The organism is Microbispora sp. CA-135349, from assembly GCF_050947365.1.
In the GTDB taxonomy this organism is placed as follows: domain Bacteria; phylum Actinomycetota; class Actinomycetes; order Streptosporangiales; family Streptosporangiaceae; genus Microbispora.
The window spans coordinates 5,891,475-5,907,278 of the sequence record NZ_CP192001.1 but is presented as its reverse complement, the minus strand read 5'-3'; the positions used below and the strand labels follow the sequence as shown (position 1 = coordinate 5,907,278).

Sequence of the window (15,804 nt, the reverse complement as noted above, 5' to 3'; positions counted from 1 at the left end):
GCGATCACCGGGTCGGCGTGCCCGTGCGTGTCAGGACCGCGGGTCGCCGGGCGGGGTGCCCGTGCGTGTCAGGACCGCGGGTCGCCGCGGCGGCGGTCCTTGCGAGTCAGAGCCGGAAGCCCAGGTCGGGCGTGATCTCCGACACGTCCATCTGCGCCTTCTGCAGGCGGCCCGAGTAGTCCCAGTTCATCGCCTGCCAGCGGGTGAACTGGTCGAGCACCCACATGCCGCTCTGCCGGCTGCCGTTGCCCGACTTGCCGTTCCCGCCGAACGGCAGGTGGGCCTCCGCGCCGGAGGTGGAGTTGTTGACGCTGACCATCCCGGCCGACACGCCCTCGCGGAAGCGGAACACCGCCGTGGGGTCGGAGGTGTAGATGGACGACGACAGGCCGTACCCCGGCCGGTTGGCCAGGTCGATCGCCTCATCGAGGGTGGAGAACGTCGTGACGCCCACGATCGGGCCGAACGTCTCCTCCAGGAACAGCCGGTCGTCCGGACGGACGCCGTCCACGACCACGGGGTGGTAGTAGAGGCCCTCGCCGTCCATGCGGCCGACCGGGCCGGGCAGCACGGTGTGGTGCGGCTGGACCCAGCTCAGATACTCCTCGTAGCGCTCGGCGAACTTGTGGTCGAGGAGCGGGCCGTACAGCACGTCGCCGTTCGGATCGCCGATCTTCGCGTCGCGCACGGCGGAGGTGAACCGGCGCAGGAACTCGTCGTGGACGTCCTCGTGGACGATGACCGTGCCGAGAGAGGTGCACCGCTGACCGGCGGTGCCGAAGCCGGAGAACAGGGCGCCCTCGACCGCCAGGTCGAGATCGGCGTCCGGCATGACGACCATCGGGTTCTTGCCGCCGAGCTCAAGGCAGGGCGACTGCAGGTGCCGGCCGCACAGCTCGCCGACGACCCGGCCGACCGCGCTGGATCCGGTGAAGCCGACCTTCTGCACGGTGCCCTCGCCGAGCGCGCGGTCGAGGCCCGCGTACGTCTGGTCGCCGTCGGCGAAGACGAGGTTGAGCACGCCGTCGGGGAGCCCGGCGGCCGCGAACAGCCGGTAGAGCGCGTGCGCGGACGCCGCGGCGTACTCGGCGGGTTTCCACACCACCGCGTTGCCGCACAGCAGCGCGGGAACGAGATACCACGAGGGCACGGCCACCGGGAAGTTGCCGGCCGTCACGACCGCCGCCACGCCGACCGGGACCCGGAAGGTGAACAGGCTCTTGTCGGGCATCTCCGACGGCACGGTCTGCCCGTAGAGGCGGCGGCCCTCGCCCAGGAAGAAGTCGCAGGTGTCCACGATCTCGCGGACCTCGCCCAGCGCCTCGGCGTACGGCTTGCCGATCTCCTCGGTGACCAGCCGGGCCAGTGCCTCGGTGTTGGCCTCCACCAGGCGGCCGATCGAGGCGATCACCCGTCCGCGCACCGGAGCGGGAACCCGCGCCCACTCCCGCTGCGCCGCCGCCGCGGCGCGGCAGGCGCCGGCGAAGCCGTCCGCGTCGGCGAGCAGGACGGTCGCCACCGTCTCCGCGGGCCGTGCCGGATTGACGGACTCGTACGGCGTGCCCGAAGAGAGCTCCTCACCCGCGACGACGGAAACGATCTGCCGAGTCACCGCTGACCTCCGGAATTGTTGCTGGTGCCGAGCCTCGATTACACAGTATTTCCGTCCGGAGCGCCCGGCGACAGCCCCTCCTGAAGGGCGACCGCGGCGGCCTGGGTGCGGCTGGTCACGCCGAGCTTGGCCAGGATGTTGGAGACGTGCACGCTGACCGTCTTCTGCGAGATGAACAGCCGCTCGCCGATCTCCCGGTTGCCCAGGCCGTCGGCGACGTGGGCCAGCACCTCCCGCTCGCGTGCGGTGAGCGCGGCGAGCCGGCCCGGGTCCCGCGCGGCTTCCCGGCCCGTGGTCCCGCCCGGCGCGTGTGCCCCGTTCCGCGCGGCGGGGACGCCCGGCGCGGGAGCGGTCCCCGCGGCGGCCGTCGCGCCGGTGGCCGTGGCGGTTGTCGTCGCCGTCGGGTCCGGGAAGCCGGCTCGCACGCCGACCGACCTGAGCGTCTCCAAGAAGGGCCCGGCGCCCAGCGCGCCGGCGACGCGCACGGCGCGCTCCCACTCGGCGCGGGCCTCCGCACGGTCGCCCGTCCGCAGCAGGCTCTCGGCCAGCCGCCACCGCGACCGCGCCTCCTCATAGACGAAGCCGAAGCCGAAGGCCTCGGTGGCGCGCCGCCAGACCTCCGGATCGGCCGTGCCGTGGGCGCGGTGCCACTCGGCCTCCGCGCGGGCCAGCCAGGCGAGCCCTTCCGGCCCCAGCCGGGCACGCGGGCCGTTCGGCCCGTTCTCCGCCGCCCGCCGTGCCCGCCGCAGCAGGTCGTCGCAGGGCTCGCCGGTCCGCCCGAGGTCGGCCAGCGCCCACAGGCCGGTGGCCGCGATGCGGATCAGGCTGGGGTCGAACGGCTCGAGCGCCCCGACGACCGCGGTGACGTGGTCGAGCGCGCCCTGCGGGTCGCCGCGCCACAGCGCCTGCTCGGCCGCCATGCCGCGTGCCATGTAGCTGACCAGGTCGTCCGACCAGAACCGGGTCAGCCACCGCAGCCTCTCGTCGGCGCCGGGGCGGCCCCGGCCCACCTCCACGAAGAGGGCGAACGACGACAGCCGGGCCTCCGCCAGGGTGCCGACCCGCACGCCGAACCCTCCGGCCAGCCGTTCGGCGGTGTCCCAGTCGCCGTCCGCGTAATGCACCAGGTATTGCAGGAAGTGAAGGTCCGTGCCGTAGGTGCTCCAGGTGAGCCCGGTCTCCCCGGCCAGCCGTACGCCGTCCTCGGTGATGCGGGCGGCCACCGCGAGGGCGCCGTTCTCGTAGTGGATGCGGGCGAGGTTGAAGTGCGCCCGCAGGTCGATGGACAGATCGCCCGAAGGCCGGCGGGTCGCGCGCGTGAGCAGGTCGACAGCCTGCTCGACGTCGCTCGCCGACTCCTCCTCGAACAGGGCGAGCGTGACGAGGGCACTGGCCTCCGCGTCGCGTGCGCCGGTCGCCTCTGCCGCCTCCAGCGCCCTGGCCGCGGTCGCGGCCCCCTCGTCGTAGCGGTAGTCGCGGAACAGGGCACGGGCGTAGGTGGCCAGGGCCCTGGCCAGCAGCGGGCTGTGCGGCGCGAGGTCCACGGCCTCCCGGGCCACGGTGATCGCCTCGGCCTCGTCGCCGCCCGCGTCCGCCAGGTAGTAGGACAGCCGCTCGCCGGTCTCGGCGATCAGGACCGGGTCGCCCGTCTCGCGCCGCAGCCGCCGCAACTGCTCGGCCGCCCGATGGTAGTCGCCGCCCGCCGCCGCCGCCGCGGCGCTGGCCAGCGCGATCCTCGCCCGGCTCTCCCCGGCCAGCCGTTCGGCCTCCGGCACCTGGTCCCAGACTTCAAGCGCCCGTTCGAAGTGCCGGTGCGCCTCCGCCGGCGCGCCCAGCCCGGCGGCCATCCGGCCTGCCTCCACCGACGCCCGCAGCGCGCCCGGCAGGTCGTGCCCGGCGAGATGGTGATGGGCCAGCTCGGCGGGGGCGCCGCCGCGTTCGGCGAGCAGCGCGGCGAACGTGGTGTGCAGCCGGGTCCGTTCGCCCGGCAGCAGGTCGTCGTAGACGGCCTCCTGAAGGAGCGCGTGCCGGAACGCGTAGCCGTCGTCGCCGGCTGTGAGCAGCCGCCGCGAGACGATCTCACGCAGCGCGTCCTCCAGCGGCAGGTCGCCGAGCCCGCTCGCGTCACGCAGCAGGTCGTGGCCGACCCGGCGCCCGGCCACCGCGGCGACCCGCAGCACCTGGCGGGCGGTGTCCGACAGGGTCTCCACCCGGGCGAGCAGCAGGTCGGCGAGCGTCCCGGGCAGCCGCGTCCGGTCGGCGCTGGCCGCCAGCAGTTCCTCGGCGAAGAACGGGTTGCCTCCGGCGCGCTCGATCACGGTCGCCAGGCCGCGTCCCGCCACCGGTCCCGCCGGTCCCTCGCCGTCGAGGGTGTGGAGATACTCCGCCATGTCGTCGTCGCCGAGCGGCGGCAGCTCGACCGGGGTGACCAGCGGCAGCCGCCGCAGCTCGGCCAGGACGGGGCGCAACGGGTGGCGGCGGTGGAGGTCGTCGGTGCGGTAGGTGCCGACGAGGCAGACCCGCTCGCGCTGCAGCATGCGGGTGAGGAAGACCAGCAGGTCGCGGGTCGAACGGTCGGCCCAGTGGAGGTCCTCGAACACGAACAGGACCGGGCGCTGCCCGGCCACCTCGGACAGCATGTCGAGCACCGACCCGAACAGGCGCTGCTGGGCGAGCCCGCCGTTGGTCGCCTCCGCCGGGCCCGCCTCGTCGCCGGGCAGCAGCCGCCGCAGCGCGGGACGGGCCGCGACGGCCGCGCCCACAGGCCCTGCGGGATCGGCGGCGCCGCCGCGCAGGGCGTCCGCGAGCGGCAGGTAGGGCAGGGCGTCGCCGAGCTCGGCGCACTGACCGACGAGCGTCACAAACCCCCGCCGCTGCGCGATGTCGCACAGCTCGGTGACCATCCGCGTCTTGCCGATCCCCGCGTCGCCGCCCACCAGGGCGACCCCCGCGAGCCCGGCCGCCGCGGCGTCGAGCACACCCACAAGCCGATCGAGCTCGGCCGAACGCCCGATCAGTGCCTTTTGCGGCGTACGCGCAACCACGCACGTGAGTATGGCACGGGGCCCCGACAGAACCGCGGCGGCGTCAATGGCCGGTGGCGCCGTCGATCCGCTCGCGGAGCAGGTCGGCGTGCCCGTTGTGGCGGGCGTACTCCGCGATCATGTTCACCAGGATGCGGCGCAACGAGACCGGCTGCCCGGTGGCGCGGTGGACACCGGTCTCGTCCAGAGAGCGGGCGGCGGCGACGATCTCGCGGGAGCGTTCGCACTCGGCCCGCCACACGGCGAACGCCTCGTCGGCGTCCCCGTCCAGATCCCCGAAGTCCTGGTCGGGGTCGTCGTCGGAGTAATAGAGGAGCGGCACGTCCTCACCGGCGAACTGGATGCGGAACCACCACCGCTCCACGCTCGCGAGGTGCCGGAGGATGCCGTGGAGGCTGAGCCCGGACGGCGGCACCCCCTTGTCCGACAGACGCTCCCGCGGGATGCCGGAGCACTTGAGCACGAACGTCTCGCGGTGCCAGTCGAGGAAGGCCGTGAGGATCTCCCGCTCGTCGCCGACGAGGGGAGGAGTGGCCCTGGGATCGTCGTCCCACTTCTTCGAGTAGTTCGTCTCGGGGATGTCGCTCATGGGGGCGATCCTGCCAGTCGGCACCGACGGTTTCGCCCGCCGTGCCCGTCGCCGCACCGCTGGAACCCCCTGCGGCCGGGCCCGGTTTTTGTCAGGGGCCGTGGCTAGTGTGCGGCGGGTGATGGAACGCTTGGGCCCGGCTGCCGCCCGCAGTGCGGGCGACGCAGGGACCGGCGCCGGCGCGTCCGGCCGGGCGGCGGCGAGGCGCGCCCAGGCCGAGCAACGGGAGGACAGGGTCGCCGCGGGACTGTCGGAGCTGGAGCGGTGGCTGGCCGACCGGATCGCGCAGGGGATCGCGCGCGACCGCCAGACGGGCCTCGCGGACTGGGACGACCTTGCCAGAAGGCTGATCGACGCGCAGGCCCCCGGAGTGGCGGGGACGGTCGCCCGGCTCTCGCGGGTGCTCGGCGCGGAGGACTGGCCGGGCCTTCTCCTCGGGGAGTACGCACTGCTGCACCTGCTCGCGGTCGCCCACCGCCGCGCCGCCGCGCTGCCCGAGCCGCTGCGGCAGACCGTGCGGGCGCGGGTCGGCTTCCCCGTCACCAGGGAGTCCGTCCTGGCGACCCCCGCCGTACGGGACCACTGGGACGTCCTCGGAGAGCGGGACGAGGAGCAGGAGCGGCTGGTCGCGCGGCGCGTGTGGCTGGCGGGCCGCACGACGGGCCGGGTGGCGATGGTGCTGTCGTTCGCGCCGGTCGGGCAGCCGCTCGAGTCGTTTCCGCCGCCGGGCACGACGTTCGACGGCGACCTGGCCTTCTATCCGGGGGCCTCGCCGCTGCGGGCTCTGGTGACCGAACGACGGGGCCCCGTCGGCGCAGGACCGCCGCCGGGGACGAAGGTCTCGCAGGTGCCCGCGCTGATCGCGGAGGTGCTCGCGGCGGATCCGTGGACCGACTCGTGGCCGCTGGTGCTCGCCGGTGTCATCCCCTGCCTCGACGGCCTCGCCGGCGAGGAGGGCGACGCGCTGCCGTTGCACCCGTCCGCCGGCGTCCCCTGGCGGCTGCTGGCCGTCTCCGGCGGACGGCCCGTCACGGTCGCCGCCGAGTGGACGCCGCGCGGGGTGATCCCGCTCACCGCATGGGACGAGGAGGGGAAAGTGGTGCGCTCATGACCTCGCGCCGCCTGACGACCGTTTCATGGGAGGAGTTGGTGTCCACCGCGCTGGTGGGCGCCCACCGCCGCGCCGTCCCTCCGGAGAGCCTGCTGGAGCAGGCGGCCGAGCAGGTGATCCGGACACGCGCGGGGCGGCGGCCGGGCCGGGGCGGGCCACCCGCCCCGGCGGCCGCGGAGGCGCTGCCGCTCGTGTCCGACGCCGCCGCGGACCGGCTGGCCCGGATGCTCGCGGGCGAGCAGAGCAGGCTGCTGACCGAGTGGCTGGAGACGGCCGCCGCCCGGCGGGTGCGGGTGCCGGCCGGCGCGATCCCCGGGCTGCTCGACCTCGGGGCCCGTGACCGGTCGATCCGCGCCTGCCTGGGGGCCGTCACCGGAGCCCGGGGCCGCTGGCTCGCCGGCCTCAACTCCGCCTGGGCGTACCTGCTGGCCGAGCCCACGCACGTGCCGCACGACGACGTGTGGGAGCTCGGCACGAGCGGCGACAGGCGTGCCTTTCTGGCCGCGTTGCGGCGCCGCGACCCCGCGGCCGCGCGCGAACTGCTGGAGCGCGGCTGGAGCGCGGAGACACCGGAGGACCGGGCCGTCTTCGTGACGATCCTCGCGGACGGCTTGGGCATGGCCGACGAACCGTTCCTGGAGACGGTGCTCGACGACCGGCGCCGCGAGGTACGGCAGGCCGCCGCCGACCTCCTCACCCGGCTGCCGCGGTCGCGGCTGGCCCGCCGCATGACCGCGCGGGCGCGCCGGCTCGTCACCGGGAGCGGCGCCGGGCTCCGGGCGGAGCCGCCGGCGGCGTGCGACGGCGCGATGGAGCGTGACGGCGTCCGTGCACGGCCGCCCGCCGGGATGGAGACGCGCGGCTGGTGGCTGCAGCAGGTGGTGGCGCACACGCCGCTGTCGTTCTGGCCGGAGCACCTCGGCATGCCGCCGGACGAGATCGCCGGAGCCCGCATCGGCGACTGGGAGCGGGAGGTCCGGATGGGCTGGACCCGGGCCGCCATCCTGCAACGGGACCCGGCATGGGCGCGTGCCCTGTTCGAGGCCGAGCCGCTGACCGACCTGCTGGCCGTGCTCCCGCCCGAGGAGCAGTCCCTCCGGGCGGCCGAGCTGGTGGCGGGCCATCCGGTGGACGGCCAGATGGTCATGATGCTGGGCGGCGTGCCGCGACCGTGGGGCGACCGGCTGGCCAGAGCCGTGCTCAAGAAGATCGTCGAGACCACGCGGACCCAGCCGTGGAACGCCGGCGAGCTGATCCGGCTGGCAGGCGAGCGGTTCGACCCGGCGGCGCACGAGCACGCCGGTGAGGTCCCCGAACTCGCCGCGATTCTGCGCTTCCGCTTCGACATGCTGAAGGAGCTCGCTTGACGACCGTTATGCGCCCGCACGCGGAGGACCAGTTCGCCGACGAGCTGGCGATCCTCGCCAAGACCGACGACCGGCCGCGCCCGCCCGGCTGGCGGCTGTCGCCCTGGGCGGTGACGACCTACGTGCTGGGGGACGGCGGCCCGATCACTCCCAAGTACATCGGTCCCCGCAGGATCGTCGAGGTCGCGGTGGCGACGCTCGCCACCGACAGGGCGCTGCTGCTGCTCGGCGTGCCCGGCACGGCCAAGACCTGGCTGTCCGAGCACCTCGCCGCGGCGATCAGCGGCGACTCGACCCTGCTCGTGCAGGGCACGGCCGGCACGGCGGAGGAGGCCGTCCGCTACGGCTGGAACTACGCGCGGCTGCTGTCGGAGGGGCCCTCCCGCCGGGCGCTGACGCCGAGCCCGGTCATGCGCGCGATGGCGGAGGGGCGGCTGGCCAGGGTCGAGGAGCTCACTCGCATGCCGTCCGACGTGCAGGACGCTCTGATCACCGTGTTGTCGGAGAAGACGCTGCCGATTCCGGAGCTGGGGGAGGAGGTGCAGGCGGCCAAGGGCTTCAACCTCATCGCCACCGCGAACGACCGCGACCGCGGGGTCAACGACCTGTCGAGCGCGCTGCGCAGGCGGTTCAACACCGTCGTGCTGCCGGTCCCGGCAACCGTGGAGGAGGAGGTGGACATCGTGGCCAGGCGCGTGGCGCAGCTCGGCCGCTCCCTGGAGCTGCCGGAGACCGTGACCGGGCTGGAGGAGATCCGCCGGGTGGTGACGGTCTTCCGGGAACTGCGCGCGGGGGTGACCGCCGACGGGCGGACCAAGGTGAAGTCGCCCAGCGGCACGCTCAGCACGGCGGAGGCGATCTCGGTCGTCACCAACGGGATCGTGCTCGCCGCCCACTTCGGCGACGGCGTGCTGCGCCCGGCCGACGTCGCGGGCGGCATCGTCGGGACGGTGGTCCAGGAGCCGGTGTCCGACCGGGTGGTGTGGCAGGAGTACCTGGAGACCGTCGTCCGCGACCGCGACGACTGGCGTGACTTCTACCGGGCCTGCCGCGATGCCGGCTGAGATCGCCGCAGGCGCCTCGCCCGGTCCACACGCGATCCCGAGCGAGACGCCCGGCACGGGCAGACGCGGGGGAGACCGGGACGGCGAAACTCGCCGAGGCCGTGCGGGCGCCAGCGAGGACCGGGGCGGCCCGGAGGTGTCGGTGCTGGGCGTGCGGCACCACGGGCCGGGATCGGCCAGGGCGGTGCGTGACGCGTTGCGCAGGATCCGGCCCGACCTGGTGCTCGTCGAGGGCCCGCCCGAGGCCGACGGCCTGGTGCCGCTCGCCGCCGACCCCGGCATGCGCCCGCCCGTGGCGCTCCTGGCGTACGTGCCTGGGGAGCCGTCGCGGGCCGCCTTCTGGCCGTTCGCGCGGTTCTCGCCCGAGTGGCAGGCGATCTCCTACGCCGTCGGGGCGGGTGCCGAGGTGCGGTTCTGCGACCTGCCCGCCGCCCACAGCCTGGCGCTGGACGCCGATCCGGTACGCCGCGACCCCGTCGGCGAACTGGCCCGCGCGGCGGGGTACGACGACCCGGAACGGTGGTGGGAGGACCTGATCGAGCATCGGGGCGAGGCCGGGACGCTCGACGTGATCGCCGAGGCGATGAGGGCCGTGCGCGACGGGCACGTCGCGGAGGGCGTCGAGGCCCGGCGCGAGGCGTACATGCGCAGGACGCTGCGGAAGGCGGTGCGGGAGGGCTTCGCCCGGATCGCGGTGGTCTGCGGGGCATGGCACCTGCCCGCGCTGACCTTGCCCGAGTGCACTCCGCCTGCCACGGTCCCGCCTGCCGCGGTCCCGTATGTGCCCATCCCGTCCGTGGCCGTTCCGCCCGTGCCGATCCCGTCCGCGGGCGAGGACGAGCGGCTGCTGCGCGGCCTGCCCAAGGTCAGGGCCGAGGTGACGTGGGTGCCGTGGACCCACGGCCGGCTGGCGGCGGGCGCGGGCTACGGCGCGGGCGTCGCCGCGCCCGGGTGGTATGAACACCTGTTCTCGGCGCCCGACCGTCCGGTGGAGCGCTGGCTCGCCCGCGCCGCCGCGATCCTGCGGGAGGAGGACCTGCCCGTCTCCTCCGCGCACGTCATCGAGGCCGTACGGCTGGCCGGGGGACTGGCGGCGCTGCGCGGCAGGCCGCTCGCCGGGCTGTCGGAGGTCACCGAGGCGGTCAGGGCGGTGCTGTGCGGCGGCGACGAGCTGCCGGTGGAGCTGGTCCAGCGGCGCATGGTCGTGGGGGAGCGGCTCGGGCGGGTGCCGGACTCCACGCCGATGGTGCCGCTGCGGCGGGATCTGCGCGACGAGCAGCGGCGTCTGCGCATGAAGCCGGAGGCCACGGCCGCTGAGCACGACCTCGACCTGCGCAGGCCGCTCGACCTCGGCCGCAGCCGGCTGCTGCACCGGCTCGCCCTGCTGGACGTGCCCTGGGGGACGCCCCGGCCGGCCCGGGGCAAGGGGACGTTCAAGGAGTGCTGGACGCTGGAGTGGCGCCCGGAGCTCGACGTCGCCCTCATCGAGGCCGCTGTGTGGGGGATCACGGTCGAGGCGGCGGCGACGGCCCGCGTCCGCGACCTCGCGGGCGGCGCGGGCCTGCCCGAGCTGGCCGCGCTGGTCGAGCGCTGCCTGCTCGCCCACCTGCCGGACGCGCTGCCGTACGTGCTGGCGCGGATCGAGGACCGGGCGGCCCTCGACGGCGAGGTGCGCCACCTCATGGGGGCGCTGCCCGCCCTCGTGCGGGCCCGCCGGTACGGGGACGTGCGCGGCACCGAGGGCCTCGCGGGCGTCACCGAGTCGATGCTCGCGCGGATCTGCGCCGGGTTGTCCCCCGCCCTGACGGGTCTGGACGAGGACGCGGCCCGCGAGATGGCGGCGCTGCTGGAGGGCGTCCACACCGCGGCCGGGCTGATGAAGGGTGAGCGGTGGCTCACGACCCTGGCCGGGATCGCCCGGCGGGACGACCTGCCGGGGCTGCTCGACGGCCGGATCGCGCGGATCCTGTTCGACGCCGAGGCCCTGGAGGACGACGTGTCCGCCCGCATGGCGCGGTCGATGTCGCCCGGCAACCCCCCGGCCCGGTCGGCGGCCTGGATCGAGGGTTTCCTGTCCGGGGGAGGCCTGCTGCTCGTCCACGACCCGCGCCTGCTCGCCACCGTGGACACCTGGCTCACCGGCCTGTCCTCCCAGGAGTTCGTGGACGTGCTGCCGCTGCTGCGGCGCACGTTCGGGGTGTTCCCGGAACCGGAGCGGCGGATGATCGGCCGCAGGGTCCGCTCCGGTGCCGCGCTCCGCTCCGGCTCCCCGCACGGCGACGAGGCGGCGGACTACGACGACGCCCTGGCGGCGGGAGCCGTACGGACCGTGCGCGAGATTCTGGGACGCGGAACGGGCGGGAGGCCCTGATGGACGGCGAGGACGAGCGGCTGCGCCGCTGGCGGCTGGTGCTGGGCGGCGCGGCCGAGGGGACGCTGGAAGGAGCCGACGCCCGGATGGACGCCGCTCTCACGGCCCTCTACGACGAGCAGGAGCGGCGTGGCGGCGGCCTCGGCGCGTCCGCGCCGCGGGTGGCCCGCTGGCTGGGGGACATCAGGGAGCATTTCCCCTCCGGCGTCGTGAAGGTCATGCAGAAGGACGCCATCGAGCGGCTCGACCTCACCCGGCTGCTGCTCGAGCCCGAGATGCTGGAGGCCGTCGAGCCCGACGTGCACCTGGTGGGTACGCTGCTGTCGCTGAACCGGCTGATGCCCGAGCGGGCCCGCGAGTCGGCCCGCGCCGTCGTCCGCACGGTGGTGCGGGAGCTGGAGGCGCGGCTGACGCGGCGCACCCTCGCGGCCGTCACCGGCGCCCTCGACCGCTCGGCCAGGAACCATCGGCCCAGGAGGGCGGCCGAGGTCGACTGGAATCGCACGATCCGGGCGAATCTGCGCAACTACCTGCCCGAGCGGCGGACTGTCGTGCCGTCACGGCTGGTCGGGTACGCCCGCGGACAGCGGACCGTCCAGCGGGAGGTCGTGCTGGCCGTCGATCAGAGCGGCTCGATGGCCGCCTCGGTGGTGTACGCCGGCGTGTTCGCCGCGGTGCTCGCCTCGATGCGTTCGCTGAAGACCTCGCTCGTGGCCTTCGACACGGCCGTGGCGGATCTGACCGACCGGCTGCGCGACCCCGTCGAGGTGCTGTTCGGCACCCAGCTCGGCGGTGGCACCGACATCGACCGGGCCGTGGCCTACTGCCAGAAGCTGATCACCCGGCCGGCCGACACGATCTTCCTGCTGATCAGCGACCTGTACGAGGGCGGGCCCCGGGAGGAGATGCTGCGCCGGATCGCCGCCATGACCGCCGCGGGGGTGCAGGTGATCGTGCTGCTCGCGCTGTCGGACGAGGGGGCGCCGCAGTACGACGGCGACAACGCGGCGGCGCTGGCCGCGATGGGAGTCCCGGCCTTCGCCTGCACGCCCGACGCCTTCCCCGGCCTCATGGCGGCCGCGATCGAACGCCGGTCCTACGACCAAGGTCGCATTTCCATGCCGGGACGGTGATTTGTAATGTCCGTATCATGTCTTCGGTAATGACCGCCCCCGCCGTCTTCAGCCAGCGATACCGCGCTCTGAGCGTCGGGGTCGTGGCCCTGGTGATGCTCGTGGCGTTCGAGTATCTGGCGGTGGCCACCGCGATGCCCTTGATCGGCCGGGAGCTGAACGGCTACCACCTGTACGGGCTGGCGTTCAGCGGCGGCATGGCGGCCAACGTCATCGCCACGGTGGCCGGTGGGCGCTGGAGCGACGCGCGGGGGCCGTACCCCGCTTTGTGGACGGGCGTGGCGGGGTTCGTCGCCGGGCTGGCGGTCTCCGGGTTCGCGCCCGCCATGGAGGTCTTCCTCGTGGGCCGGTTCCTGCAGGGGCTCGGCGGCGGCCTGTTCAACGTGGCGTTGTACGTCCTGGTCGCCCAGGCGTACCCCTCCGCCATGCATCCGCGGGTGTTCTCCACGCTGGCCGCGGCGTGGGTGCTGCCGTCCGTGGTCGGCCCGGCCGTCACCGGCGTCGTGGCGGAGACCTGGAGCTGGCGCTGGATCTTCCTGGGTGTGGCGGTCCTGTCGGTCCCCGCGGCGCTGATCATGTGGCGGGGCCTGCCCGCGGTGAGCGGGCAGCCGAGAGAGGCGATGGGCCGGGCCTTCCTGCCCAGGTTCGCCTGGGGCGTGTGCGCCGCGATCGGCGCGGCCCTGCTGCAGTACGGCAGCGGCGCGGCCGGTGCGGGCGTCCCCCTCGTCGTGACCGGGCTGGTGGTGCTCGTGCTGACGCTGCCGAGGCTGCTGCCCAAGGGGACGCTGCGCGCCGCCCGGGGCCTGCCGACCGTGATCGCGCTGCGCGGCCTGGCCGCCGGGTCGTTCTTCGCCGCCGAGGTGTTCGTCCCGCTGATGCTGGTGCAGGAGCGGCACCTGAACACGGCCGAGGCCGGGCTCGCGCTCACCGGAGGCGCCCTCGCCTGGTCGCTCGGCTCGTGGATCCAGGGACGCAGGCCCCACGCGCGGGCGCTGACGATCCGCCTCGGCGCGACGCTGATCGCCGCCGGCATCTGCGTCACCGCTCTGATCGTCATCCCCGCCACGCCGGCCGTCGTGGTCTTCGCCGGCTGGGTGGTGGCCGGGCTGGGCATCGGCATGGTCTTCCCGACGCTGTCGGTGCTGGTGCTCGAGCTGTCGGCGCCGGGGGAGGAGGGCCGCAACAGCGCGTCGCTGAGCGTCGGCGAGTCGGTCTTCTCGGTCGTCGCCGTCGCGATCACCGGGGCTCTGCTCGCGGCGTACGGCGGGCAGCCGTGGGTCTACCTGTCGTGCCTGGGCCTGCTCGTCGTCATGGCGGGCACGGCCACGGTCGTCGGCGGCCGTTTCGAGCACCGCCGCGAAGCGGGCACCATGGAGGTCTAGGCAATCCCGGAGATCCCGCCGTGGAGCAGGCCGGCCGGACGCGGTGCCCCGAGGTGCCGCCGGGACGGCCGCCCTCGGGGATCCGGGGAAGAAGTGAGGGGATCCAGACGTGCCGCGTGTCCGGGAGCTGGAGGTCTTCAGGATGACCCTGCCGTACGGCAGGCGTCCGGAGACCGTCCTGGTAAAGATCACGGACTATGGCGGCATGGTCGGCTGGGGGGAGGCCGTCGATCCCGGGAAGGCCGGGGCGCTGGAGCGGATCCTGCCCGAGCTCGTCGGCCGCGACTGGGAGCACCCGTCGGAGCTGGGGGAGACCCCCGGCGGGGCGGCCGGCGACATGGCCTGCTGGGACCTGTGGGGCCGCATGAACGGGGTCCCGCTCGCCCACGCTCTCGGCGGCAGCCGTACGTCGCTGATCGCGACCGTGCGGCTGGCGGCGGACCGCTCGCTGGAGAGCATGGTCGCCCGGGTGAACCGGCACGTCTGCGCGGGCTACGGGCACGTGACGCTGGACGTCCACCCCGGCTGGGACGTGGAGCCGCTGCGCGCCGTGCGCGCGGCCTACCCCGGCCTGGCCATCGCGGTGGACGGGCGTGGCGCCTACACCGAGATCGCCCAGTTGGAGGCGCTGGACGCCTACGGGGTGGTGGCCATCGAGCGTCCCTTCAAGGACCTGCTGACCAGCGCCGACCTGCAGGACCGGGTGTCGGCCGCGGTCGCGGTCGAGGTGGCGTCCGTGGCCGAGCTCGACGAGGCGGTGGGCCTCAAGGCGGGCCGGGCGCTGCTGCTGCGGCCCGCGAAGTTCGGCTCGCTCGGCGCCGTACGGCTCGCGCACGACCACGCGATGGAGGCCGGGTGGGACATCGTCTGCGCCGGCGGCCTCGGCGCCGGGCTCGCCCGGGCCGCGACGGTCGCCGTCGCCAGCCTGCCCGGCTGCTCCCTGCCCAGCGACGTGGCCGAGCCGCCGCGCAGCGCCCAGGTGGTGCTCCCGCCGGTGGACGCCTCCGGCGGGGTCGTCGCCGTGCCGCTCACCCAGCCCGGTCTTGGGCACACCGTGGACGAGGATCGCGTACGCCGCATGGCCCGCGAGTCGTTCCGCGTCTGACAGGGACGACGCAGGTGAGCCACCCGGCGCAGGCCGGCCGGGCGTCCGGCCGGCCCCGGCCCTCGGCGGGCTCGGCCGGGAGACGCTCACCCGCGCTCATCGGACGGGTGACCTCGCGGGCACCCGCCTTCATCGGTCACGCCGCCGGCTTCTTCATCAGCTCCACCAGGCTGGAGAAGCTGCCGGCCGCGTGGCCGGCGTCCATTCCGCGCCGGAACAGCTCGACGACGGCGGCCGGAAGGGTCGTGTCGACGCCCGCGTCGGCGTTGGTGTGCAGAACGTGTTCGACGCTGGCGGTGCCCATGGCCAGGCGGTCGACGTCGCCGTCGTGCCTGCCGGCGTCGATGCGCGCCGCGTAGAAGGCCAGGAAGCCCCGCAGCGACGCCATGGTGTCGGTGGCGTGCGGCAGGATGTCCGCGGCGGTGAGGCCGTTGGCGTCGGCGAGCGCGATCGCCTGCCAGTAGCTGAGCATGGACGTCCAGAACATGACCATGCCGATCTGGTAGAACAGCGCGGCCAGTCCGGGGTCCTCACCCCGGAAGTCCGTACGGGTCAGGACTTCGAGGGTGGGGCGGGCGGCCTCGAAGGGCTCCCGGGGGCCGCTGTAGAAGGTGGACGACTCCGGCTTGCCGATGCCCGACGGCGGCACGGTGACCCCACCGGTGATGTGGACCCCGCCGTGCCCGGTGACCCAGCGGGCCCCCGCCCGGGTCTTCTCGGGGGTGTCGGAGCTGAGGTTGACCAGCACACGGCCGTTCAGCGCGTGCGCGGCCGGCTCGAGAACGGCGTACATCGCGTCGTAGTCGGTGAGGCTCAGGATCACCAGGTCGCCCGTGATCAGCGCCTCCTCCACGGTGCCGGCGAGTACGGCGCCCTGCCGGACCAGGTCGTCGGCGCGGGAGGCCGTGCGGTTCCAGACGGTGACCGGGTGGCCCTCGGCGAGGAGGGCGCGGACCATCGCCTGCCCCATGGGACCGAGTCCGATGACGGTTACGTGTTGCTTGCTGCTCACTAAGGACCTCCACA

The 15,804-nt window shown here is 74.6% G+C and carries 11 protein-coding genes; 7 read left to right on the top strand and 4 right to left on the bottom strand.

The genetic code is table 11. The features are described from left to right. Window positions 1-106: 106 nt before the first annotated feature. The 3 genes from ACQPZZ_RS27125 to ACQPZZ_RS27115 are packed head-to-tail and all read right to left on the bottom strand — an operon-like array spanning window position 107 to window position 5,245. Window positions 107-1,612 carry an aldehyde dehydrogenase family protein gene (locus ACQPZZ_RS27125; protein WP_432923642.1) on the bottom strand — a complete coding sequence of 502 codons (1,506 nt, stop codon included), beginning with the start codon at window positions 1,610-1,612 and terminating at the stop codon, window positions 107-109. Window positions 1,613-1,650: 38 nt separating this feature from the next. Beyond that, window positions 1,651-4,656, bottom strand: coding sequence for a helix-turn-helix transcriptional regulator (locus ACQPZZ_RS27120; protein WP_432923640.1), 3,006 nt, complete (start codon window positions 4,654-4,656; stop codon window positions 1,651-1,653). 43 nt (window positions 4,657-4,699) lie between these two features. Beyond that, window positions 4,700-5,245, bottom strand: coding sequence for a DinB family protein (locus tag ACQPZZ_RS27115; protein WP_432923638.1), 546 nt, complete (start codon window positions 5,243-5,245; stop codon window positions 4,700-4,702). A gap of 121 nt (window positions 5,246-5,366) precedes the next feature. On the opposite strand from ACQPZZ_RS27115, the gene ACQPZZ_RS27110 reads away from it, so the two are divergent. From ACQPZZ_RS27110 to ACQPZZ_RS27080, 7 genes are all read left to right on the top strand, one after another. Further along, window positions 5,367-6,356: an SWIM zinc finger family protein gene (locus ACQPZZ_RS27110; RefSeq protein ID WP_432934563.1), complete on the top strand. Its 990-nt coding sequence runs from the start codon at window positions 5,367-5,369 to the stop codon at window positions 6,354-6,356. Beyond that, window positions 6,353-7,723 carry a DUF5691 domain-containing protein gene (locus ACQPZZ_RS27105; RefSeq protein ID WP_432923636.1) on the top strand — a complete coding sequence of 457 codons (1,371 nt, stop codon included), beginning with the start codon at window positions 6,353-6,355 and terminating at the stop codon, window positions 7,721-7,723. Before ACQPZZ_RS27110 ends, ACQPZZ_RS27105 begins: the two co-directional genes overlap by 4 nt. Before the next feature lie 8 nt (window positions 7,724-7,731). Beyond that, complete coding sequence (locus ACQPZZ_RS27100) at window positions 7,732-8,787, top strand: ATP-binding protein (protein WP_432934561.1); 1,056 nt, start codon at window positions 7,732-7,734, stop codon at window positions 8,785-8,787. 136 nt (window positions 8,788-8,923) lie between these two features. Beyond that, complete coding sequence (locus ACQPZZ_RS27095; protein WP_432934559.1) at window positions 8,924-11,158, top strand: DUF5682 family protein; 2,235 nt, start codon at window positions 8,924-8,926, stop codon at window positions 11,156-11,158. Then, window positions 11,158-12,291 (top strand): VWA domain-containing protein, encoded by a 1,134-nt coding sequence (locus ACQPZZ_RS27090; protein WP_432923634.1) that lies wholly within the window; start codon window positions 11,158-11,160, stop codon window positions 12,289-12,291. The genes ACQPZZ_RS27095 and ACQPZZ_RS27090 overlap by 1 nt, the downstream gene beginning before the upstream one ends. 17 nt (window positions 12,292-12,308) lie before the next feature. After that, complete coding sequence (locus ACQPZZ_RS27085) at window positions 12,309-13,673, top strand: MFS transporter (RefSeq protein WP_432923632.1); 1,365 nt, start codon at window positions 12,309-12,311, stop codon at window positions 13,671-13,673. Between the two features lie 109 nt (window positions 13,674-13,782). Continuing rightward, window positions 13,783-14,778: an enolase C-terminal domain-like protein gene (locus tag ACQPZZ_RS27080; RefSeq protein ID WP_432923630.1), complete on the top strand. Its 996-nt coding sequence runs from the start codon at window positions 13,783-13,785 to the stop codon at window positions 14,776-14,778. A 136-nt stretch (window positions 14,779-14,914) separates the two neighbouring features. Here the strand turns inward: ACQPZZ_RS27080 and ACQPZZ_RS27075 are convergent, their stop codons facing one another. Next, window positions 14,915-15,790 carry an NAD(P)-dependent oxidoreductase gene (locus tag ACQPZZ_RS27075; RefSeq protein ID WP_432923628.1) on the bottom strand — a complete coding sequence of 292 codons (876 nt, stop codon included), beginning with the start codon at window positions 15,788-15,790 and terminating at the stop codon, window positions 14,915-14,917. Between the last annotated feature and the right edge of the window lie 14 nt (window positions 15,791-15,804).